General features: G+C 54.9%; 21 protein-coding genes. 10 read left to right on the top strand and 11 right to left on the bottom strand.

Annotated elements, in window-relative coordinates:
* The first annotated feature begins 41 nt into the window (after positions 1-41).
* Positions 42-221 (top strand): hypothetical protein, encoded by a 180-nt coding sequence (locus tag H6F67_RS19025; RefSeq protein ID WP_190768202.1) that lies wholly within the window; start codon positions 42-44, stop codon positions 219-221.
* 88 nt (positions 222-309) lie between these two features.
* Here H6F67_RS19025 and H6F67_RS19020 read toward each other — a convergent pair whose 3' ends face one another.
* Positions 310-714: a response regulator transcription factor gene (locus H6F67_RS19020; protein ID WP_190768201.1), complete on the bottom strand. Its 405-nt coding sequence runs from the start codon at positions 712-714 to the stop codon at positions 310-312.
* Positions 715-1,054: 340 nt separating this feature from the next.
* Between H6F67_RS19020 and H6F67_RS19015 the strand changes: the two genes are divergently transcribed.
* Genes H6F67_RS19015 through H6F67_RS19005 form a run of 3 tightly spaced genes read left to right on the top strand, consistent with a single transcriptional unit; the run spans position 1,055 to position 2,640 of the window.
* A complete protein-coding gene (locus H6F67_RS19015) occupies positions 1,055-1,384 on the top strand; it encodes a 2Fe-2S iron-sulfur cluster-binding protein (protein WP_190768356.1) in 330 nt (109 codons plus the stop codon).
* A gap of 3 nt (positions 1,385-1,387) precedes the next feature.
* Entirely contained in the window at positions 1,388-1,564 is a 177-nt protein-coding gene (locus H6F67_RS19010) for a hypothetical protein (RefSeq protein WP_190768200.1), read from the top strand.
* Between the two features lie 2 nt (positions 1,565-1,566).
* A complete protein-coding gene (locus tag H6F67_RS19005) occupies positions 1,567-2,640 on the top strand; it encodes a DUF3326 domain-containing protein (RefSeq protein ID WP_190768199.1) in 1,074 nt (357 codons plus the stop codon).
* Here H6F67_RS19005 and H6F67_RS19000 read toward each other — a convergent pair.
* Both H6F67_RS19000 and H6F67_RS18995 read right to left on the bottom strand, forming a co-directional pair.
* On the bottom strand, positions 2,637-2,930 hold the full coding sequence (locus H6F67_RS19000; RefSeq protein ID WP_190768198.1) for a TMEM165/GDT1 family protein: 294 nt from the start codon (positions 2,928-2,930) through the stop codon (positions 2,637-2,639). The two genes, H6F67_RS19005 and H6F67_RS19000, sit on opposite strands and share 4 nt — an antisense overlap.
* Before the next feature lie 12 nt (positions 2,931-2,942).
* Positions 2,943-3,320, bottom strand: coding sequence for a TMEM165/GDT1 family protein (locus H6F67_RS18995; protein ID WP_190768197.1), 378 nt, complete (start codon positions 3,318-3,320; stop codon positions 2,943-2,945).
* 128 nt (positions 3,321-3,448) lie between these two features.
* On the opposite strand from H6F67_RS18995, the gene H6F67_RS18990 reads away from it, so the two are divergent.
* Positions 3,449-5,299 (top strand): proline--tRNA ligase, encoded by a 1,851-nt coding sequence (locus H6F67_RS18990; RefSeq protein WP_190768196.1) that lies wholly within the window; start codon positions 3,449-3,451, stop codon positions 5,297-5,299.
* 58 nt (positions 5,300-5,357) lie between these two features.
* Here H6F67_RS18990 and H6F67_RS18985 read toward each other — a convergent pair whose 3' ends face one another.
* Genes H6F67_RS18985 through H6F67_RS18975 form a run of 3 tightly spaced genes read right to left on the bottom strand, consistent with a single transcriptional unit; the run spans position 5,358 to position 7,434 of the window.
* Complete coding sequence (locus H6F67_RS18985; RefSeq protein ID WP_190768195.1) at positions 5,358-6,599, bottom strand: phosphatidylserine/phosphatidylglycerophosphate/cardiolipin synthase family protein; 1,242 nt, start codon at positions 6,597-6,599, stop codon at positions 5,358-5,360.
* Between the two features lie 56 nt (positions 6,600-6,655).
* Positions 6,656-6,970: a ferredoxin gene (locus H6F67_RS18980; RefSeq protein ID WP_190768194.1), complete on the bottom strand. Its 315-nt coding sequence runs from the start codon at positions 6,968-6,970 to the stop codon at positions 6,656-6,658.
* A complete protein-coding gene (locus H6F67_RS18975; protein ID WP_190768193.1) occupies positions 6,970-7,434 on the bottom strand; it encodes a 2TM domain-containing protein in 465 nt (154 codons plus the stop codon). The genes H6F67_RS18980 and H6F67_RS18975 overlap by 1 nt, the downstream gene beginning before the upstream one ends.
* Before the next feature lie 267 nt (positions 7,435-7,701).
* Here H6F67_RS18975 and cysC point away from each other — a divergent pair, with 267 nt between their 5' ends.
* Positions 7,702-8,259 (top strand): adenylyl-sulfate kinase, encoded by a 558-nt coding sequence (gene cysC / locus H6F67_RS18970; protein WP_190768192.1) that lies wholly within the window; start codon positions 7,702-7,704, stop codon positions 8,257-8,259.
* Between the two features lie 260 nt (positions 8,260-8,519).
* On the opposite strand, the gene sipA is transcribed toward cysC, so the two are convergent.
* The gene (gene sipA / locus H6F67_RS18965) at positions 8,520-8,777 is read right to left on the bottom strand and encodes a regulatory protein SipA (RefSeq protein ID WP_190768191.1); all 258 of its coding nucleotides are present in this window, start codon (positions 8,775-8,777) and stop codon (positions 8,520-8,522) included.
* A gap of 120 nt (positions 8,778-8,897) precedes the next feature.
* Between sipA and H6F67_RS18960 the strand changes: the two genes are divergently transcribed.
* Together H6F67_RS18960 and H6F67_RS18955 are read left to right on the top strand one after the other, a co-directional pair.
* Positions 8,898-10,226 (top strand): AAA family ATPase, encoded by a 1,329-nt coding sequence (locus H6F67_RS18960; RefSeq protein ID WP_190768190.1) that lies wholly within the window; start codon positions 8,898-8,900, stop codon positions 10,224-10,226.
* Between the two features lie 104 nt (positions 10,227-10,330).
* Complete coding sequence (locus H6F67_RS18955; RefSeq protein WP_190768189.1) at positions 10,331-13,054, top strand: CHAT domain-containing tetratricopeptide repeat protein; 2,724 nt, start codon at positions 10,331-10,333, stop codon at positions 13,052-13,054.
* 98 nt (positions 13,055-13,152) lie between these two features.
* On the opposite strand, the gene H6F67_RS18950 is transcribed toward H6F67_RS18955, so the two are convergent.
* Both H6F67_RS18950 and H6F67_RS18945 read right to left on the bottom strand, forming a co-directional pair.
* On the bottom strand, positions 13,153-14,172 hold the full coding sequence (locus tag H6F67_RS18950; RefSeq protein ID WP_242020710.1) for a zinc-dependent alcohol dehydrogenase family protein: 1,020 nt from the start codon (positions 14,170-14,172) through the stop codon (positions 13,153-13,155).
* 17 nt (positions 14,173-14,189) lie between these two features.
* Positions 14,190-14,489 carry a hypothetical protein gene (locus H6F67_RS18945; protein WP_190768188.1) on the bottom strand — a complete coding sequence of 100 codons (300 nt, stop codon included), beginning with the start codon at positions 14,487-14,489 and terminating at the stop codon, positions 14,190-14,192.
* A gap of 395 nt (positions 14,490-14,884) precedes the next feature.
* Between H6F67_RS18945 and H6F67_RS18940 the strand changes: the two genes are divergently transcribed.
* Positions 14,885-16,387, top strand: a complete 1,503-nt coding sequence (locus H6F67_RS18940) for a dolichyl-phosphate-mannose--protein mannosyltransferase (RefSeq protein ID WP_190768187.1) — start codon at positions 14,885-14,887, stop codon at positions 16,385-16,387.
* Positions 16,388-16,402: 15 nt separating this feature from the next.
* Here the strand turns inward: H6F67_RS18940 and trmB are convergent, their stop codons facing one another.
* Positions 16,403-17,026: a tRNA (guanosine(46)-N7)-methyltransferase TrmB gene (gene trmB, locus H6F67_RS18935; protein WP_190768186.1), complete on the bottom strand. Its 624-nt coding sequence runs from the start codon at positions 17,024-17,026 to the stop codon at positions 16,403-16,405.
* A gap of 167 nt (positions 17,027-17,193) precedes the next feature.
* On the opposite strand from trmB, the gene H6F67_RS18930 reads away from it, so the two are divergent.
* Complete coding sequence (locus H6F67_RS18930; protein WP_190768185.1) at positions 17,194-18,276, top strand: metallophosphoesterase; 1,083 nt, start codon at positions 17,194-17,196, stop codon at positions 18,274-18,276.
* On the opposite strand, the gene H6F67_RS18925 is transcribed toward H6F67_RS18930, so the two are convergent.
* The gene (locus H6F67_RS18925) at positions 18,273-18,737 is read right to left on the bottom strand and encodes a hypothetical protein (RefSeq protein WP_190768184.1); all 465 of its coding nucleotides are present in this window, start codon (positions 18,735-18,737) and stop codon (positions 18,273-18,275) included. The two genes, H6F67_RS18930 and H6F67_RS18925, sit on opposite strands and share 4 nt — an antisense overlap.
* Positions 18,738-18,941: the final 204 nt, after the last annotated feature.

The following is an 18,941-nucleotide window of genomic DNA, read 5'->3' as shown; positions in this document are numbered from 1 at the left end:
CTGGGTCGATCGACCTAGTTTCAAAAATTTAGGAGCAAATCATGGAAATTGAAGTGTTGAAAACGCGCGTCCAAGCAGTTGCCACCAAGCGCGAATCGCTGCTGCGCCTGCTGGAACAACCGAATTTAGGAACGCTTCGCATTGATGTGAATCAAGCGCTGGAAGAACTTGACGATCTCATCGATGAGTTCAAGCGCACGTTTCCGGAAGAAGTTCTGTAGGGTTCGATCGAATTTGAATGGCGATCGCGCCGAAAAAATTCCCTCACTCCACCAAAGAGAGCGAGGGAATTTTTGAATGATGTTCTGACTACTGCTGACGGCTAGATGCCGCCCGACCAAGCTGTGTGACGACGTTAATCAATTCTTGAATCGGCACTTCCTTTTCGCAAAATGCATCGACCTGGGCGGTTTGAACCATCACTTCAACCTGCGGATCTTTGACCGAGGAATAGGCGACAATTTGCGTTTGCGGATACATGCCTTTGATTTGCAGAGAAGCGCTTAGCCCATCTACGATCGGCATCTGTAAATCGAGAATCACCACGTCAGGACGATGCTGCTTAACCATTTCGACCGCCTCTTTACCGTTACTGGCTAAGCCCACTAGCTCAATGTTGGGCTGTCGCTGCAACGCCATCTTGAGGCTGTAGCGAATAAGTTCGTGATCGTCCACAACAAGGACGCGGAGGTTAGGTGACCGATGAGACAACATGCGGCTTTGAAGATTAGCGTCCACTACACATTAATCAAACTGATTTAACTTAGTTTGTAGTTTAGCGGGTAGAGCAGAATCAGTCCCTCTACCCTCCGAACGAACTGGCAAAGACTGCAACTCTTGCTCTGGTTGAGGCTTTGCGGTTCTTTCGATACCGATCGACTGCTCCACAAACCGGAGCTTTACTGAGTTTGGCGGCTGCCAATTCAAGCGTAAAGCTGCATTTCACACCTGAATTTTCAGCCCGATTTGCTTAGCCCAAAGCAGAATCGATCGCGCCCCGAACTCAGCAATTCGTGAAACAATGGAAAACGCCGATCGATTCCGTTTTTGTGCGATGTCCAACTTCTACACTGTCGAAATTCACCACCAAGGCCAAACTCACACGCTGAATGTTCCTGAAGATCAAACGGTTCTCGCGGCGGCAGAAGCGGCTGGCCTCGATTTGCCCTACTCCTGCAATGCGGGCGTTTGCACGACCTGCGCGGCTCAACTGATTGAAGGCACGGTCGATCAATCGGACGGGATGGGAATCAGTCCGGAAATTCGCGACCAAGGCTATGCGCTGCTGTGTGTTTCCTACCCGCGATCGAACCTGAAGATCGAAACCGAAAAGGAAGAAACCGTTTATCACTTGCAGTTCGGCCAGTTTCAATCGCGCAAGTAAACGATGCAGACTGCTTTTGTGACGGCTGAAGTTGAACTGCAAAATCCGCCCAGCCTGCTGCATGAAGCGATCGAAACGACGCTGCGGCAGCATGGCGAACCGTTGCGCTGGGCGATCGTTTCGGTTGATGCGGATCGACGCAGGGTGGCGATCGAAGCCGTTGTGATTCTGGAGTCGTGAGCATGGCGCGTCCTTATACTGCCGTTTTGGTTGTACCGACCGGAATCGGAGCGGCGATCGGCGGCTATGCGGGCGATGCAATTCCGGTTGTGCGGGCGATGTCGGGAGCAGTCGATCGCCTAATCACGCATCCCAACGTGATGAACGGCGCACAGCTTTACTGGCCGCTGCCCAACGTGCTGTATGTCGAAGGCTACGGACTCGATCAGTTTGCCTCTGGTCGCTGGGGCTTGCGTCCGGTTCATCAAAATCGGATTGGACTGGTGATCGATCGCGCCATTGAACCCGACTTACGCTGGCGACATCTGCAAGCCGCCGATGCCGCCAGAGCGACGCTCGGCCTCGATCTCACAGATTATGTTGTCACGGATGCGCCGCTGGGCGTGGAACTGCGATCGGCACAATCGGGCGCGACTTGGGGCACGATCGATCGACCGGATAGTTTACTTCGAGCAGTGGAGCAGTCCATCACGCAAGCGGGGGCGACTGCGATCGCGATCGTCGCTCGCTTTCCCGACGACGAAGGCAGCGAAGCGCTTCAGCACTATCGGCAAGGTCAGGGCGTTGATCCGCTCGCCGGTGCGGAAGCCGTCATCAGTCATTTAGTGGTGCGATCGTTTCAGATTCCTTGCGCTCATGCACCCGCCCTTGCGCCCCTACCGCTTGATCCAAGTTTGTCGCCGCGATCGGCTGCGGAAGAACTCGGCCACACGTTTTTGCCTTGCGTTTTGGCAGGCTTGAGTCGCGCTCCGCAGTTCGTCACCCGCGCTCCGTCTCAACCAACAGACATCTGGTCAGATCAAGTCGATGCGCTGATTGCGCCTGCGAGTGCCTGCGGTGGCAGCAGCATCCTCAGCCTGAGTGAATCGGTGCAACTGATTACCGTGCGCGAAAATACGACGCGAATGCAGGTGGAGGCGGCGGCAATTGGACTGCGATCGCACACCGTCAATTCCTATCTAGAAGCGATCGGGGCGATCGTCGCGCATCGTCAAGGCGTGGCGTTGAGTGCGTTGCGACCGCACATTCCTCAAATTCAACCGCTAGAAAAGCATCGTCAAGCTTCGATCGCCTAAGCTTCTTCAATTTCCTCAGTGGGCTTCGGCCAAAGCAGGCGAATCCCCATGATCGTAAATCCGATCGCCGCGATCGTTTTGACCCAGCGAATCGGCAAAAATTGCGCTGCACTGCCGCCGAGCAAAACGCCAATCAGACTGGCAAGTAGAAGCGCAGCAACGGTTCCCAGAAAGACAGCACGGAGCGATCGCGTCTGGCCGCTGAGGGCGATCGTCGCAAGCTGGCTTTTGTCGCCCAGTTCTGAGATGAAAATGGTGATGAAGCTGATGCCGAGTAAGTGCCAATCCATGCCGGTGATTCCTTAAAGCTGCACCACGTCCCACACCAGCATTGCCGCAATCAGCAGCAAGATTGCGCCCGTTGCGGTTTCCAGCGTTGTGACCGAGACATGCCGCGACAGCCAGCGACCCACCAGAACGCCGACCAAACTCGTACCGATCAAAGCGGCACCTGCGCCTAAAAATACAATCCAGGGCGTTTGCGATTGGGCACTCATCAGCAGCGTTGTCATTTGGGTTTTGTCGCCCAGTTCAGCTAGAAAAACGGCGAAAAAAGTTGAAGTGAAGATCTGCAACTCCTGCTTGAAGGTGAGCTTGGCAGGAACGCTGGCCGATTCGACGGGGATGATTTCGGTGGGGTCAGTCAAATTTTGCGGCTCAGGCGTCAGAATTGCAGTCATGGAATCGGCGTAGGTTATTTCATATTCCTTTCATTATTTGCGATCGAGCGGCGCCAGGTCAAGCCTTTCGCTCAGGGATTCCTTGCTGGTCTAGACTGGGGAATTGAAACCTCGATCGAGAAACGCCCATGCGACTGTCTCAAATGTTGTTTGTCACCCTCCGCGAAGATCCGGCAGAAGCGGAAATTCCCAGCCACAAGCTTTTGCTTAGAGCAGGGTACATTCGGCGCGTGGGCAGCGGCGTCTTTGCCTATTTGCCGTTCATGTGGCGCGTTCTACGCAAGGTTTCGCAGATTGTGCGTGAAGAAATGGACGCAACCGGAGCGCAAGAAACCCTGTTGCCGACGCTTCAGCCGTCCGAACTGTGGCGCGAATCGGGTCGCTGGGACACCTACACGCAGGCCGAGGGCATTATGTTTGCCTTGCGCGATCGCCAAGAGCGCGAATTGGGTTTGGGGCCGACGCACGAAGAAGTGATTACCTCGATCGCTCGCGACATGATTCGTTCCTATCGGCAACTCCCGCTGAATTTGTATCAGATTCAAACGAAGTTTCGCGATGAAATTCGTCCGCGCTTCGGCCTGCTGCGGGGACGCGAATTCATTATGAAAGATGCTTATTCATTTGACGTAGACGAAGCTGGAATGAAAGAAAGCTACGCCAAAATGAACGTCGCCTACCACAATATTTTGCGTCGCTGCGGCCTAGAATTCCGTGCGGTTGATGCCGATTCGGGAGCGATCGGCGGGTCGGGATCGCAAGAGTTCATGGTGCTCACGGCGGCAGGTGAAGATGAAGTTCTCTACACCGAAGACGGCAAATATGCAGCCAACGTCGAAAAGGCAATTTCGCTTGCGCCCGATGCCGAACCTTCCTCATTTACGAGTTACGAAAAGCACCACACACCCGGAACCAATACGATCGCGACGCTTTGCGACTACTTCAAATGTTCGCCCACACAAACTCTTAAAAATGTCCTCTATCAGGTTGTTTACGATAGCGGTATGACCGTTTTGGTGCTGGTGAGCATTCGCGGCGATCAAGATGTGAATGAAGTGAAGCTGCAAAATGAATTAGTGAAAGTGGCGGGCGAATATGGCGGCAAAACGATTTTGGCGATCGAAGTTCCCGACGCAGAAGCACAAGCAAAATGGGCAGCCAAACTATTACCGTTGGGCTACATTGCGCCCGATTTAAGTGATGACTACATTCAGCAGATCAAGAACATTGCACCCAAGTTTTTGCGACTGGTTGATCAAACCGCAGTAGATTTGAAAAACTTCGTTACCGGATCAAACGAATCGGACTATCACGTTGTTGGTGCAAACTGGGGCGATCAGTTTAAGCTGCCCGATCGCGTTGTGGATGTGCGGAAGTCGATCGCAGGCGATCGTGCCGTTCACGATTCCACACAAACGCTGCAATCCGCGCGAGGCATCGAGATCGGCCACATTTTCCAACTCGGCACGAAATACTCAAAAGCATTGGGCGCAACGTTTACGAACGAACAAGGTGAAGAAGTTCCACTGGTGATGGGCTGCTATGGCGTCGGTGTCTCGCGCTTGGCGCAGGCTGCGGTCGAGCAATCGTATGACAAAGACGGCATTATTTGGCCTGTGGCGATCGCACCCTATCACGCGATCGTTGTGATTCCGAATATCGCAGATGCGGCTCAAGCGGAAGCGGCAGAAAAGCTGGCGATCGAACTGAATCAAGCTGGAGTTGAAACGCTGTTGGATGACCGCAATGAGCGAGCAGGCGTGAAATTCAAAGATGCTGATCTTGTCGGAATTCCCTATCGAATTGTTACAGGTCGATCGCTTGCCCAAGGCAAAGTGGAAGTTGTCAAACGCGCCGATCGATCGTCTCAAGAAATTGCGATCGAAGCAGTGATTCCTACGTTGAAGCAGTGGATTTCAGAAGCGATACCGTTCCGCAAGCTGACGCGATCGGATAACGCGAATTCCAGAGAATCCTAGCGTTTTTCGACATCTGCAAAGCACTTGAAAATCACAAGATGCTTTGAAAGTCCACAGTTTAGAATAACCGCCGAAACAGCAAGCCGATTCGACCGCGAATGCGCTGGACGATCGATCGTTTTCGCCAGCGATCGATCGTTACCAAAACGCTGTTTTCAAAAGAGGTAATTAGAAACTTTTCCATTTGCATTGCTAAGTCGGGATCGCTGACAGAAACATTCAGTTCATCGTTGATGAAAAAGCTGCGTTCATCGACGTTTGTGCTGCCGTGACTGACCCAGCGATCGTCCACTAAAAGCAGTTTGGCGTGCATCATGCTCGGCTGATATTCAAAAATTTTCACGCCTGCTTTGAGCAATCGGCCATACAGTTCGCGAGCGCTGTAATAAACATAGGATTTGTCATTGCGCTTGCCCATCGTCAGGATTCGCACATCCACACCGCGCTGACAAGCCTGAATTAAAACTTCTTGGGTACTCGGATCTGGCACAAGATAAGGACTCGCAAGCCACAATCGCTGTCGCGCTGCCGCCATACTGGTGTGAAACAGCAGGCGCAGCGGAGAATTTTCGAGCGAAAAAGTGCCCTTGGTGACAAATGCTGCTCGACCTTCTGGCGGATGAGTACGAAAGACATCGCTGCCCAGATCAAGCGCTCCGCCGACACTTGCCCAGTTCTCCATGAATACGCCTTCCAACAGAGTGACGATCGGCCCCCGATAGCCCACTTCAAAATCGCACCAGGGTACATTCCGTTCACCGTCCCATGAGTCTGAGACGCCCGCGCCGCCCAACAGCGCTTCCTCGCCGTCAATTAGCAGTAGCTTTCGATGGGTGCGGGCGTTGTAGTCGAAGGGGGCACGCCAGTCAAAATCGCGAAAAAAGCCGAGTTCCACGCCAGCCGATCGCAGCGATCGCCAATATTCTTTCGGCATTGTGTGCGCTCCGTGATTGTCAATGATCAGCCGCACCTTGACTCCGGCCTGAGCGCGATCGCAAATCGCTGAGGCAAATTCATCGGCTCGCTTTCCGGGCGTCATGAAAAACGTTTCAAAATGCAGCGTCCGCTGAGCACGGCGGATGGCGGCAATTCTGGCCGGATAAATTTCGGGCGCTTCGACAAAAAAACCAGTCACCTCTGCCTGCGTGGTCAGCGACGTGGTGAGGCCAGCAACTGCCAGAAAAAACGTGATGTCGTTGGTGTTGGGAACGATCGCAATGTCAAATTCCGGCTTCGGACGAAATGAACCGCGCACATACAGTCCGGTAAAAATTCCCAGCAGCAAGACCAACACCACCATGCCGATCGCGTTTATCACATCGCTGCCCTCTAAAGCTACGCTGATTATGCCTCAATTCAGGACGGCTTGAAGGCATCAGGATGAGGATGAAAGCGCGGATGCAGCAGTCGGGCAACAGGTCGATCGCCCTGCAAATGCTCGGTGGCGATCGTTTCGACATCATCTGGCTTGACGCGACAGTACCAGCTATCGTCGGGCATCACGCGCACCGTTGGCCCCGATCCGCACTGGCCGAGGCAGTCAGATGGATTAATCAGGACGTTGGGTGTGGCGATCGATCGGAATTTTTGCAGCACAACATCCGCACCGCTCCGCAAACAAGAGCGATGCTGACAGATCAACACGCAGCGACGTTTAGAAAATTTCGCCATCAAGCTTTGAGCAGGCGATCGACAAAGCTGCTGAACTTACGCCGAATTCGCCGCTTTTGATACCAGCGGGAAAACGCCGTTTCGTATGCTTCTCCTGCTGTTTGGTAGGTTTGCCAGGTTTGCAGTGAAAGCAGCATTCCCCAAACTGCCGCAATGTAGAGCGACCAGGAAAGTTCGCCGCCCATGCCGTTGAGCAGCATGAAAAAGCCGTTGACGATCGCAAATCGTCCAAAGCTCTGACCTAGTTTGGTGCGACGGTAGCGATCGAACGCTTGCCGCTCTTGCCTTTCCCCGTGTTGCAACTGCCACTGCGCTTCGGCCAGTTCCAAATCGGTTGCCGAAATTCCCAATTCATCCGCGATCTCGAAAAGCTGTGTTCTAGTTAGCTCGCCGGATTCAACCTGACGAGCGATCGCGATTTGCAAAATTTGCTGAGCGTCTTCTTGGCGATAGGTGTCGGGCATGGCCGAAAAGCAAGGACGACATTTTTATTCTATCGCGATCGATCGGGTGCTGTTGAAAGCGTTGCAGCACGGGTATTGACCGATCGGGGGTTCGTGAAAACTAACTTTTGTTGATGTTTGTGAATTTGATATTAAGAAAAGATTCTGTAAAATACGGTGGATCGCGGGGCGATCGTCCGAGCCAGCCCGTATATTTGCGGAAGCGTGAAATCTCGGCGGAAGGGCAGAGTAAAAAGCGCACAACAGTTCTATTGAGGAGTTTCGAGGATGACCACACAGCGCGGCGTCACAATTTGGTTTACAGGGTTGAGCGGTGCAGGCAAAACGACGCTGAGAATGGCGGTTGAGCAAAAGCTGCGCGGTGCGGGCTATCCGGTGGAAGTGCTAGATGGCGATATTGTGCGCGAAAACTTGACGAAAGGCTTGGGGTTTAGCAAGGCCGATCGCGATGAGAATATTCGGCGGATTGGGTTTGTGTCGCATTTGCTGACGCGCAACGGGGTGATCGTGTTGGTGTCGGCAATTTCACCATATCGGGAAGTGCGGGATGAGGTGCGAGAGCGGATCAAAGATTTTGTCGAGGTCTACGTGAATGCACCGCTATCGGTTTGCGAGGAGCGGGATGTGAAGGGGCTGTACAAGAAGGCGCGGGCGGGGGAAATTAAGCAGTTTACGGGGATTGATGATCCGTATGAAGCGCCGTTGCAGCCGGAGGTGGAGTGTCGGACGGATCAAGAATCGATCGAGGAAGGCGTAACGAAAATTTTGGCGAAGCTGGAGGAGTTGGGGTATTTGCCTGTGGCGTTGGCTGCGCGGAAAGGGTAGGGCGATCGCTGGATTATTTTTGGTGAAAGGATCGCCCTTTAGAACTGCTTTTGGTTTCCGAGCCAGTGGAGGCTAGGGCCACCCCTCCTCCACACCTCCAACCCTGACCAAAGGCCACCCTCTGGACTCCCAAAGGTCTTACTCGTGAGCGTCAATGTGCGCCACATTGGTGTGCCGACCGCGACTCTCGTGCTGCTTGCTTCCCTTCATATTTGGTGGGGCTGGCGGAGTCGAATCGTGGGACGTTTATGGTGTGGGTGCTACTGTTGTGGTGTAGCGCTAGTGGCGTTGGTTTCGCGGATGACTTCGAGGTATTGGCGTTCCATCAGGAATGCGCCTCTGGCAAAGCGAATGCCCCAATAGCCTCCGGGACGGCGATCGAGAACGGTTCCTTCTTCGCCAAGCGCAATCACGCTGGGAGGGCGCAGCATCGGCATGGGTTCGGCGGTTTTGACGTAGCTGGGCAGGGCGATGACGCGGACGCGATCGCCGACGGCAATTTCGGTTGCTTCAGACATCGGTAGATTGGCGACGTTTATTTTTCATTTTATCGCTGCGATCGATCGCACCTGCCTCAAACGATTTGCGATCGCCAAGCGTTGGTAGCATGAGGAAGCTGCCGTATTCGATCGCTCCTGATGTCTTATTACATTTCGCCTCGCTTTCTCGATAAACTCGCGGTTCACATCACCAAGAATTTTCTCGATCTGCCAAATGTCCGCGTACCGCTGATTTTGGGCGTTCACGGGCGCAAGGGCGAGGGCAAATCGTTTCAGTGTGAACTGGTTTTTGAGCGGATGGGCGTGGAAGTCGTTCACATGTCCGCAGGTGAACTGGAAAGCCCGGATGCAGGCGATCCGGCTCGACTGATTCGCCTCCGCTATCGGGAAGCCGCCGAGTTTGTCAAGGTGCGCGGCAAAATGGTCGCGCTGATGATCAACGATCTCGATGCAGGTGCGGGACGATTTGATGCGACGACGCAATACACGGTCAACACGCAGCTTGTCAACGGCACACTGATGAATATTGCCGACAATCCAACGAACGTGCAACTTCCGGGCGCTTATGACTCGAATCCAATTCATCGCGTCCCGATCATCGTGACGGGCAACGATTTCTCAACGCTGTATGCGCCGCTGATTCGCGATGGACGGATGGAAAAGTTTTACTGGGAACCCGATCGCGACGATCGCATTGGCATTGTCAGCGGCATTTTTCAGGCGGATGGTGTGCCGCGATCGGATGTTGAGCAGCTCATCGATCGATTCCCTACGCAGTCGATCGATTTCTACAGTGCGTTGCGATCGCGCTTGTTTGACGAACAGGTGCGCGATTTGATTCACAGCGTCGGGATCGAGAAAATTTCGCAGCGCGTTGTCAACAGCAACGATCGCCCCCCAGAATTTCGATCGCCTGACTTCCGCCTTGCCCACCTGATCGAACTCGGTTCGCAAATGGTGGCCGAACAGCAGCGGATCGAAAATATGCGTTTAGGCCGCGAATATTTGGGCAAGGAATACAGCGACACGCGCCGCGACGACCAAACCAAACTCTCGGACACTGCCGCCAAAGCTTCTGCCCGCAACTGGTCTGCCTCGGAATTTTCCGCCCCCAACGGCCACACCACGCCCGCCAACGGCAATCCGCCTGCTGAGCGATCGCCTGTTCAAGCTCCAACTCGCGCCACCTCCTACGAAGGCTCCCACTCCGGTTCGCGCCTCGTTGCCAGCATGATGCAGCAGGTGCGCGACCTGATCGGCAGCGGCGGGCGGGTCGGCATCGAGTGGGTCGATCCGCGTCGCTTCCGCACGAATGCGTGGCAAAGCTTCACGACTGCCCAAAATCACGCCGAAGCCGTCACCGCTCTGGAAGCCTGCCTGAATGAGCATCCCCACGACTATGTGCGAATTGTCGGGATCACCGCCGATCGCCAGCGGACAGGCGAATCGATCGTCCAGCGACCCTAGAGACGCGAGATCTCGCGTCTTTACAGGATGAGGAGTGAGGGAGACAGCCGACACCCGATCGCCAAATGCTAGCCTGATCGGATACGTCACTCGATCGTCTCACTATGGCTATTCGTCGGATTGGCTCGATCGCCCTTCTGCTCTCGCTGTGGATGATCCCCGCTCAGGCGCGTCCGGTTGCACCCGCTGTAGGCAACCTCGATCGCTTGGAACAGCAAGCGCAGCAGCAGTACAGTCGTGGTGAATTTCAAGCTGCCCTGACCACGCTGGAAACGCTGCTGGAACAGGCGCGGCAGCAAGGCAATCGTCAGTTTGAGCGCACGGCGCTGTCTGCGATCGGCGTCACGCAGCGCGGTTTGAGTAACTACGAGGCGGCGCTGGCGGCCTATCAAGAGGCGATCGCGATCGGGCGGGAAACCGGAGATCGATCGGGCGAGGGAACCTTGCTGAACAACATCGGCGTGGTTTATGAGAAGCTGGGGCGACTGGACGAAGCGCTGGACTACTTTCAGCAGGCGTTGCGGCGGCGGCAGGAAGAAGGCGATCGACGCGGCGAAGGCCAAACCTACAACAGTTTGGGCATCGTCTATCGGCGGTTGGGACAGCGCGATCGCGCCCTGGCCGCTTATGAGCAGGCGTTGGCGATCGCGCAGCAGGTGAACAATCGCGCCGATCAAGCGCAGATTTACGGCAATCGGGCGGGGTTGCTGAGCGATTTTGGCCGCACATCTGAGGCGATCGCCAGCTACGAACAAGCGATCGGGCTGTATGAATCGATCGGCAATCGTCCCGAACTCGCCGCCGCACTGGATAATTTTGGCGAACTGCGAGGCAGCTTAGGGCAGTTTGCGATCGCGCTGAATCTCCATCAGCAAGCGCTGGCGATTCGGCAGGCGGTGGGCGATCGCGCCGGAGTTGCGGACACGCTGAGCAATTTGGCGCTGCTCTATCGTCAGTTGGGACAGTATGACGACTCGGTGAAGCAGTATTCGCAGGCGATCGACCTCTACCACAGCATCGGCAATCGATCGGGCGAGGCGGCAACCTTGAGCGCACTGGGAAACACGCTGCGCTATCAGGGTCAGTTTGCCGAAGCGCAGCAGGCGATCGAGCAGGCGTTGAATTTGCAGCAAAGCTTGAGCGATCGAGCGGCGCAGGCGAACACGCTGAACAATTTGGGCTTGCTGTATGCCGCACAAAATCAGTTTGAGCAGGCGCGATCGGCGTATGAGCAAAGCCTGGAAATGACTCGCGAACTGAACGATCGCACAGGCATTGCCGCCGGATTGAACAATCTTGGCTCGATCGAGGATGCTCAGGGACGATTTCAGCAAGCGATCGATCGCTATGAGCAAGCGCTGAGTTTGACCAGGGAAACGGGCGATCGATCGGCGGAAGCCACGACGCTGAACAATTTGGGCGCAAGTTTGCTCAGTCTTGATCAGCCTGCCGAAGCGGAGCAGAAGTTGCGGGCGGCGATCGATCTGCTCGATGCGATGCGTCCGGGCTTAAGCGATGCCCAAAAGGTCAGCATTTTTGAAACGCAGGCCGCCACCTTTCGCCTGCTGCAAGTCGCGCTGGTTAATCAAAACAAAGTTGAGCCTGCGCTTGAAGTTGCGGAACGAAGTCGCGCCCGCGCCTTTGTCGATCTGCTGACGACGCGACTGGCGGCCAATTCGACCACGCCGATCGTTGCCGACGCGCCAACTCTCGCGCAGATTAGGCAAGCGGCGATCGATCGGCAGGCAACACTGGTGCAATACACGCTGATTGGCGACAGTCGCCTTTACGTTTGGGTGGTGCAGCCGAATGGCGAAATTGCGTTTCGGCCAGTGGATTTGCAGGGGCTAGGGTTGCCTGTCGGTCAGGTGGCGGAACAGACCAGAGTTGCAGCGGCGATCGGACGGGGCGGACTGGATGAATTGGTGACGCAGACGCGATCGAGCCTGCGTGAATCGACCGGGACGGCACGACCTGCCAATCGTCAGTTGCAGCAGCTTCACCAAATTCTGATTGCCCCGATCGCAGATTTGCTGCCGATTGATCCGCTGTCTCCGGTTGTGTTCGTGCCGCAAGATGAACTATTTCTCGTGCCGTTTGCCGCCCTGCAAAATCCTGACGGGCAATATTTGATTCAGCAGCACACGATCGCGATCGCTCCGTCGATTCAGGCGTTGGCGCTGACACAGGCGCGATCGATCGAAGACGGCAATGATTTGATCGTCGGGAATCCCACCATGCCCGCCTTGCCCGCCACGCCAAATCAGCCTGCTCAGCCGCTCGCCAGCTTGCCCGGAGCCGAAGCCGAAGCCAAAGCCGTTGCAGAAGTGTTGCGATCGCCCGTCCTAACGGGAAATCAGGCAACGGAAACGGCAGTCGTGGCCGCGATGCCGCAGGCGCAAATTATTCACCTCGCCACGCATGGCCTGCTCGACGGCTTTGAAGCAGCCACTCCAGGGGCGATCGCGCTTGCACCTTCGGCCAACTCGGACGGCTTTCTCAACGCCAGCGAAATCCTCAATCTGAATTTGCAAGCGGATTTGGTCGTTCTGAGCGCCTGCGATACTGGACGCGGACGGATCACCGGAGACGGCGTGATTGGCTTGTCGCGATCGCTTCTCCTTGCAGGTGCGTCGAGCGTCGTCGTCTCCCTGTGGGCGGTTCCCGATGACGCGACGGCGGCATTGATGATCGAGTTTTATCGCCAGCTTCAGCAGCAGCCCAGCAAAGCCCAAGCCCTCCGACAAGCGATGCTGCGGCAAATTGAACAGCCACAGTTTGCCAATCCGCGTGACTGGTCGGCGTTCTTTCTGGTGGGAGCGCTTTAGGGCGCGTTTGAATTCCGATCGCTGCTACTGGCAAACCATCCTCAAAGTCCCCCAAAATTGGGGAATTTAGGGAGCTGCCAAGATTTCTGAAACCCAGCCTAATCGATCGCCAACACCAGCTTTCCTGTCAATCCGCCCGCTTCGAGAAGCCGATGGGCAGCGGCAGCTTCACTCAGCGGAAACACCTGCTGAACGTGAATTTTCAGTTCGCCTCGATCGAATCGCGGAGCGCACTGCTGCAAAATCTCGGCCTGATGACGTTCGGCAGTTGCTAGTGCTTGAAGTTGTGGGGTCAGCATCAGTTCAAAGCTGACGCGCTGATTGCGATCGCGCACCGTCTTCCAATCGGTATCCGCAGCCGCCGCCAAAATCGTCACAACATCGCCATAGGTGCGCGTGCAGGCGATCGTCTGTGAGAGCGTTGCCCCACCGACCGTATCAAAGCCGACATCCACGCCCGTTCCGTCCGTCCAGCGTTGAATTTCAGAAACGACATCGATTTTGCGGTAGTGGATGGGGCGATCGCAGCCCAAACTTGTGACAAATTCCGCCTTTTGCTCAGAACTTACCGTTGCAGCAATCCTCGCACCTGCCGATTTTGCAAGCTGAATTGCCACGTGCCCAACGCCGCCCGCTCCCGCCTGAATCAGAACAGTTTGGCCGGACGTGAGACGGGCGCGATCGAACAGCGCTTCCCAAGCGGTAATCAGAACGAGCGGCACGGCAGCAGCTTCCACAAAGCTCAAGCTTTTCGGTTTGTGGGCAATGTAGCGAGCATCGACAACCGTATATTCCGCATAGTTGCCCATCTCCCCTAAGCCGCCGCGACAAAAGTAAACTTCATCGCCGACTTGCCATTCGCGCACCATCGCGCCAACCGCTTCAACCACGCCTGCACCGTCACAGCCCAGCACGGCAGGCATTCGATCGGGGTAGAACGTGCCGCGCTGCCGCAGTTTTGTGTCGATCGGATTGATTCCCGCTGCCTTGAGGCGAACGAGAACATCAGTTTCAGTTTGAATGCTCGGCGTCGGGATGTCCTGCATCTGCAACACATCCGGATCGCCTGCCGCGCTCATCACCACTGCTTTCACAAGCACCCCCGATCGATACGCCATCAGCATACCGGAACAAGCTACAGTTCGACCTGATAGCGTCCCCAAACCGTGAACAGCGCGATCGCCGCGACGATGTGCACCAGCATCGCCAAGCCTGCGATCGTGCAGCAGACGCCGATGAAAATGGCCGAAACCAGAAATGCTTCTTCTAACTTCAGGTCAGCTTGCAGGCCAACAGACAGCAAGCCGATGCCGACGCTCAGCAGCAGCACATACAGCGGCAGGGCAAATGTCAGCGCGTGCAGCACGGCATAAATCGGCGCGGCCAGAATCAACAGTGCAAAAACGAATGCAAAAACGACCTTGGCTGGAAGCATCTTGCCATCCAAAAAATAAAGGAATCAGTTGCGAAATATCGAACGTGTCAACCGCAGCAATATCGTTCCGGGAGCGCTAAAGCGATCGCAATTCCACGCTGAGGTGAAAATCCGCGTCGTTGCGGTTGACTGATCCGATTGGCGATCGTCTGTCTGAGCAAACAATCCGCGCAATCGCTAATGAATAAGCAAATGTGCTTACTATCAGTGTGCAAAATGTCGAGGAAAACTGTCAAGCGATCGACAATACAATTCCTCCGCAGGTCAGCATAGGGGAAAGGATGAGGAATGAAAGGGTTGAAACCTTTTGCCCTCTACCTGCCGTCTTCCTCAGAATCACTGTGGGTCGAATGCGGTTAGTCTAGATCGATGACGTGCATCAGCAAGCTAGCGTTATGACAAATTCTGCGTTCAATCGTGCCGTCAAGCGCGATCGCAAAGCGTTCCCAGAGCGGGATCGCCCGATTCCCTGGTTTCGCTTGGGATTGCTGGGGCTGCTGCTGTTCTCTTTGGCGTTGCGCTTTTGGGGATTAGGCCGCTTCAACATGCTCGTTTTTGATGAAGTGTACTTTCCCAAATTTGCCAGCCACTACCTCAAAGGCATTCCGCTGTTTGAAGGCCATCCGCCTTTGAGTACCTACATTTTGGCGATCGGTATTTGGATTGCCGACCACACGCCGATCGGCGCAAGTCCCGTCAAAAACGACTGGAGCGGATTGTTTCTCGCGCCGATCAGCTACCGCTGGCTGGATGCGCTGGTGGGATCGTTCATTCCGATCGTGACGGCAGCGATCGCGTATGAACTCTCGCATCGCCGTAGCTTTGCGCTGCTGGCTGGCCTGTTCGTTGCCGTCGATGGCCTGTTTCTGGTCGAATCGCGCTACGGCCTGATCAACGTCTTTTTGATTCTGTTTGGGCTGCTGGGACACTGGCTGCTGCTGGCTGGCCTCAATCGCGATCGCGATCGGCGGAGCTGGTGGCTGATCGGGGCGGGCGTTTGTTTAGGAGCCGCGCCTGCGGTCAAGTGGAACGGCTTGGGCTATTTGCTCGGTGTTTATCTGCTGCTGTCGATCGCGTGGGGACTGCGAATTTGGGAAGTCTTGAAGCGGCGGGAGGGGCGATCGGCAGGATCGCTCGCTCAGCCGAACCCGCTGCAAAACCTGACGCAAATTCATCCCGTTCAGGCGATCGCCACGCTGGGCTTGATTCCCGCTCTGACTTACTATCTAAGCTGGCTGCCGTATCTGCGGCTGACTCCGGGCGTGTCGTTCTTGCAGTGGCAATCTCGCATCATCGACTATCACCACCGCGTCGGCGGCATGGATGCCCATCCTTACTGCTCACGCTGGTATAGCTGGGTGTTCATGCTGCGTCCGGTCGCGTATTTCTACAAAACCTCGCACGGACTGAATGAGCCGCCGCCGATCGTTGGGCCGCCGCTGCCTGTTGCCGCCGAACGCGCAATCTATGACGTTCACGCGATGGGCAATCCGGTTCTGTGGTGGTTTACCGTTGGGGCGATCGCTCTGTTGGTCGCCCTGTTGGTCGCTCGTGCGATCGTTTGGCTGCGGCAGCGTCCGGTCAGCCTGGACGACGCTTACACCTGGACAGCGCTCTACGTCGTTGTCAACTGGGTGGCGAATCTTCTGCCTTGGGTGAGCGTGACGCGCTGCGTGTTCATCTACCACTACATGCCCTCGGTGCTGTTCGCGTTCATGGCGCTGGCGCTGGTAATCGATCGCTGGCTCGCCAGTCCGCGAGATTGGCAGCGCATCGTTGGCCTCACCGCCGTTTTTCTCATTCTGATTGCCTTTGTTTACTGGCTACCCATGTTCCTAGGCTTGCCGATGACGCCGGAAGCCGTGATGTCGCGTCGCTGGCTGCGATCGTGGATTTGACCGGAGGCGCTTGACTTACACGCGCTGAAACAGAACTCGATACACGCGATCGCCCTGCTCCAGCACCATCTGTTCGCGCTCAGTTGGGACGGGGAGCGGGTTGACATCCAGCCAGCCAGAATCGACAAAGGCCGAATGTTCGGCAAAGCGATCGCGCATTTCGATCGCCACCGCTTCAATGTCGGATTGTAGGAAGACCCAGCCGCCGCTGATTAAAAATTCTGCAAGCTGATCGACCAGTTGAGGCTGCACGACGCGCCGCTTCTGGTGGCGTTTTTTGAACCAGGGGTCGGGAAATTGAATCGACACCTGAACCAGTTGACCGGGGTAGCTTTCCAGCAGCGGGGCGATCGCATTCGAGACGTTGCAAAACAGAAAATGCAGGTTCGTCAGGTTTTGCTCGGTGCGATCGCGATTGGCCTGAATCACCAGCGGTTCGCGAATTTCGAGTCCCAAGAAGTTGCGATCGGATTGATTAGCCGCCATTTGCAGCAGAAATTGGCCGCGAGCGCAGCCAATGTCGAGGTGCAGCGGTTGGGCGGGATGAGTGAAAATCTCGCTCCAGTCGGGCAGGGCGATCGGACGCTGGTATTTGAGGCTGAGGGGGTTGACGTGCTGACGCACGCGCACCTGTGACACAAGCATTGCTCCTGGAATTTGAATGCGATTTTGATTTTAGCGTTGGGGCGGATCGGGCGATCGAACGGCTTTTCGGTCGTTAAGATTACTTGTGGTTTTCCGCTCCGACCCCCGCCACTCGATCGCCCTCACAATAGAAGGCAACCTTTGCAACTCAACTTCCTGCTATGCCGCGTAATTTTCGATTTGCGATCGTCAGCGACCTGCACATCGCCCTGCCGCAGACGATTCATCATGCGCCGAATCGGTTTCACTTGGTGGAGGTCAGCATTCCCGCCTTTGAGTTTGTGCTGTCGCAGCTTGAATTGTTGGATCTCGATTTTTTGCTGCTGCCCGGAGATTTGACGCAGCACGGCGAACCGGAAAATCACGCTTGGCTGGTCGATCGCCTTTTCCGCTTGCCCTATCCGGTCTATGTGGTTCCGGGAAATCACGATGTCGTGCAGCGCGATCGATCGGATTTCAATATTGGTTTGATGGAGTTTGGGCATTATTACGCCAAGTTTGGCTATGACGATCCGCAGCAGCTTTATTACTGCACAGAAGTGTTGCCGGATGTGCATTTAATTGGCTTAAATTCTAACAGTTTTGATGCTCAAGGAAAGCAGTTGGGCTGGGGACATGTGGATGCAGAACAGTTGCGCTGGCTAGAAGAAACGCTAGCGAATTTGCAGAATAAATTTGTAATCGTGATGGTGCATCACAACGCGATTGAACATTTGCCAGGTCAATCGACAAATTCACTTGGACGCCGCTACATGATCGACAATGCGGCTGATTTATTGGCAGTTTTGCGATCGCACCATGTCCGCTTAATTTTCACAGGTCATCTGCATGTTCAAGATGTCGCTGAGCAAAATGGTGTTTATGACATCACGACGGGATCGCTCGTCAGCTATCCTCATCCTTATCGGCTTTTGCACTATCAAGATGGCAATCTTGTTATTGAATCGGGACGAGTGCGATCGCTTCCCGAATGGCCGGATTTGCAAGCCGTTTCGCGACAGTGGATGGCCGATCGATCGCTGCCCTTCATGCTCAAATTACTGACAGAACCACCTGTCAACTTATCGCTAGCAGAAGCGGAACCGCTCACTGCTCAACTGCGTAATTTCTGGGCAGACATTGCCAATGGAGATGCAAACTTTAATTTCTCGAATTTTCCACCTGCGGCTCGTGCTCATTTCGAGCGGTTTGGCGCGATCGAACCGATTGACAACAACTGTTCGATCGCGCTGCACACGACTTAATCGTCGTCGCTGTCGTCGTTCCGGCTAGACTCCAGTTTCAGCTTGATGTTAAAGCGCTCTCGGCGACCTTCCTCGGTGTCAACTTTGAGGAAATAAGCGCCTTTGCTGAGGCGAGCGCTGAACTTGATTTTGTCGCCGTCGTCCACTTCAGCAAAAAGCCGAGTGCCGTTGACCGAAATGGTGCGATCGCGCTTATCCACAACTGAAAATTGAATTGATTCGTCGCCGCTATTTTTGAAGTTGAATTTGACGATGCCGTCTTTTTTGAGCGTGAATTTGTAGTAGTCCGGATCGTTTTCGCTGACGCGCCCGCCGTCTTCAAGACTGCTTTTGAGCCGACCTAAATCTCTGGCATCATCGATCGAATCGTCACCGTCGCCACCAAAGAAGCGCGATCGATTGATTCGCACATTCAAGTCAGATTGACGAAACTGTGCGAATTTTTGAGTTTTGGCAAACATAGTATTCCTCTCCAAGAAATTGAAGTTTAGCTTGTTCAAGACAAGAAACAGATTTTAGCAGGTGATGAACTGCTCAAATGGCTACACTTTCAGAAGCAGAACTTCCGCACGCTGGATACGACTCACAAATTTTATTGCTGATCATTTCACTTGTAAAATGCGTCAAACAGTCGCAGTTTGATCTGCCTACTTTCAACGCTTTAG

Source organism: Microcoleus sp. FACHB-1515 (assembly GCF_014696105.1).
Taxonomy (GTDB): domain Bacteria; phylum Cyanobacteriota; class Cyanobacteriia; order Elainellales; family Elainellaceae; genus JAAUTJ01.
The sequence above is the reverse complement of the archived record's forward strand: the minus strand, read 5'-3'. Positions and strand labels throughout refer to the sequence as shown.

Coding starts and splice junctions, on each gene's coding strand:
- H6F67_RS18940 (WP_190768187.1), top strand. CDS start 14,885: ATGACAAATTCTGCGTTCAATCGTGCCGTCAAGCGCGATCGCAAAGCG.
- H6F67_RS19010 (WP_190768200.1), top strand. CDS start 1,388: ATGCAGACTGCTTTTGTGACGGCTGAAGTTGAACTGCAAAATCCGCCC.
- cysC (WP_190768192.1), top strand. CDS start 7,702: ATGACCACACAGCGCGGCGTCACAATTTGGTTTACAGGGTTGAGCGGT.
- H6F67_RS18995 (WP_190768197.1), bottom strand. CDS start 3,320: ATGACTGCAATTCTGACGCCTGAGCCGCAAAATTTGACTGACCCCACC.
- H6F67_RS18960 (WP_190768190.1), top strand. CDS start 8,898: ATGTCTTATTACATTTCGCCTCGCTTTCTCGATAAACTCGCGGTTCAC.
- H6F67_RS18930 (WP_190768185.1), top strand. CDS start 17,194: ATGCCGCGTAATTTTCGATTTGCGATCGTCAGCGACCTGCACATCGCC.
- H6F67_RS18945 (WP_190768188.1), bottom strand. CDS start 14,489: ATGCTTCCAGCCAAGGTCGTTTTTGCATTCGTTTTTGCACTGTTGATT.
- H6F67_RS18980 (WP_190768194.1), bottom strand. CDS start 6,970: ATGGCGAAATTTTCTAAACGTCGCTGCGTGTTGATCTGTCAGCATCGC.
- H6F67_RS19005 (WP_190768199.1), top strand. CDS start 1,567: ATGGCGCGTCCTTATACTGCCGTTTTGGTTGTACCGACCGGAATCGGA.
- H6F67_RS18975 (WP_190768193.1), bottom strand. CDS start 7,434: ATGCCCGACACCTATCGCCAAGAAGACGCTCAGCAAATTTTGCAAATC.
- sipA (WP_190768191.1), bottom strand. CDS start 8,777: ATGTCTGAAGCAACCGAAATTGCCGTCGGCGATCGCGTCCGCGTCATC.
- H6F67_RS18950 (WP_242020710.1), bottom strand. CDS start 14,172: ATGGCGTATCGATCGGGGGTGCTTGTGAAAGCAGTGGTGATGAGCGCG.
- H6F67_RS19025 (WP_190768202.1), top strand. CDS start 42: ATGGAAATTGAAGTGTTGAAAACGCGCGTCCAAGCAGTTGCCACCAAG.
- H6F67_RS19020 (WP_190768201.1), bottom strand. CDS start 714: ATGTTGTCTCATCGGTCACCTAACCTCCGCGTCCTTGTTGTGGACGAT.
- H6F67_RS19000 (WP_190768198.1), bottom strand. CDS start 2,930: ATGGATTGGCACTTACTCGGCATCAGCTTCATCACCATTTTCATCTCA.
- H6F67_RS18955 (WP_190768189.1), top strand. CDS start 10,331: ATGGCTATTCGTCGGATTGGCTCGATCGCCCTTCTGCTCTCGCTGTGG.
- H6F67_RS19015 (WP_190768356.1), top strand. CDS start 1,055: ATGTCCAACTTCTACACTGTCGAAATTCACCACCAAGGCCAAACTCAC.
- H6F67_RS18990 (WP_190768196.1), top strand. CDS start 3,449: ATGCGACTGTCTCAAATGTTGTTTGTCACCCTCCGCGAAGATCCGGCA.
- H6F67_RS18925 (WP_190768184.1), bottom strand. CDS start 18,737: ATGTTTGCCAAAACTCAAAAATTCGCACAGTTTCGTCAATCTGACTTG.
- H6F67_RS18985 (WP_190768195.1), bottom strand. CDS start 6,599: ATGGTGGTGTTGGTCTTGCTGCTGGGAATTTTTACCGGACTGTATGTG.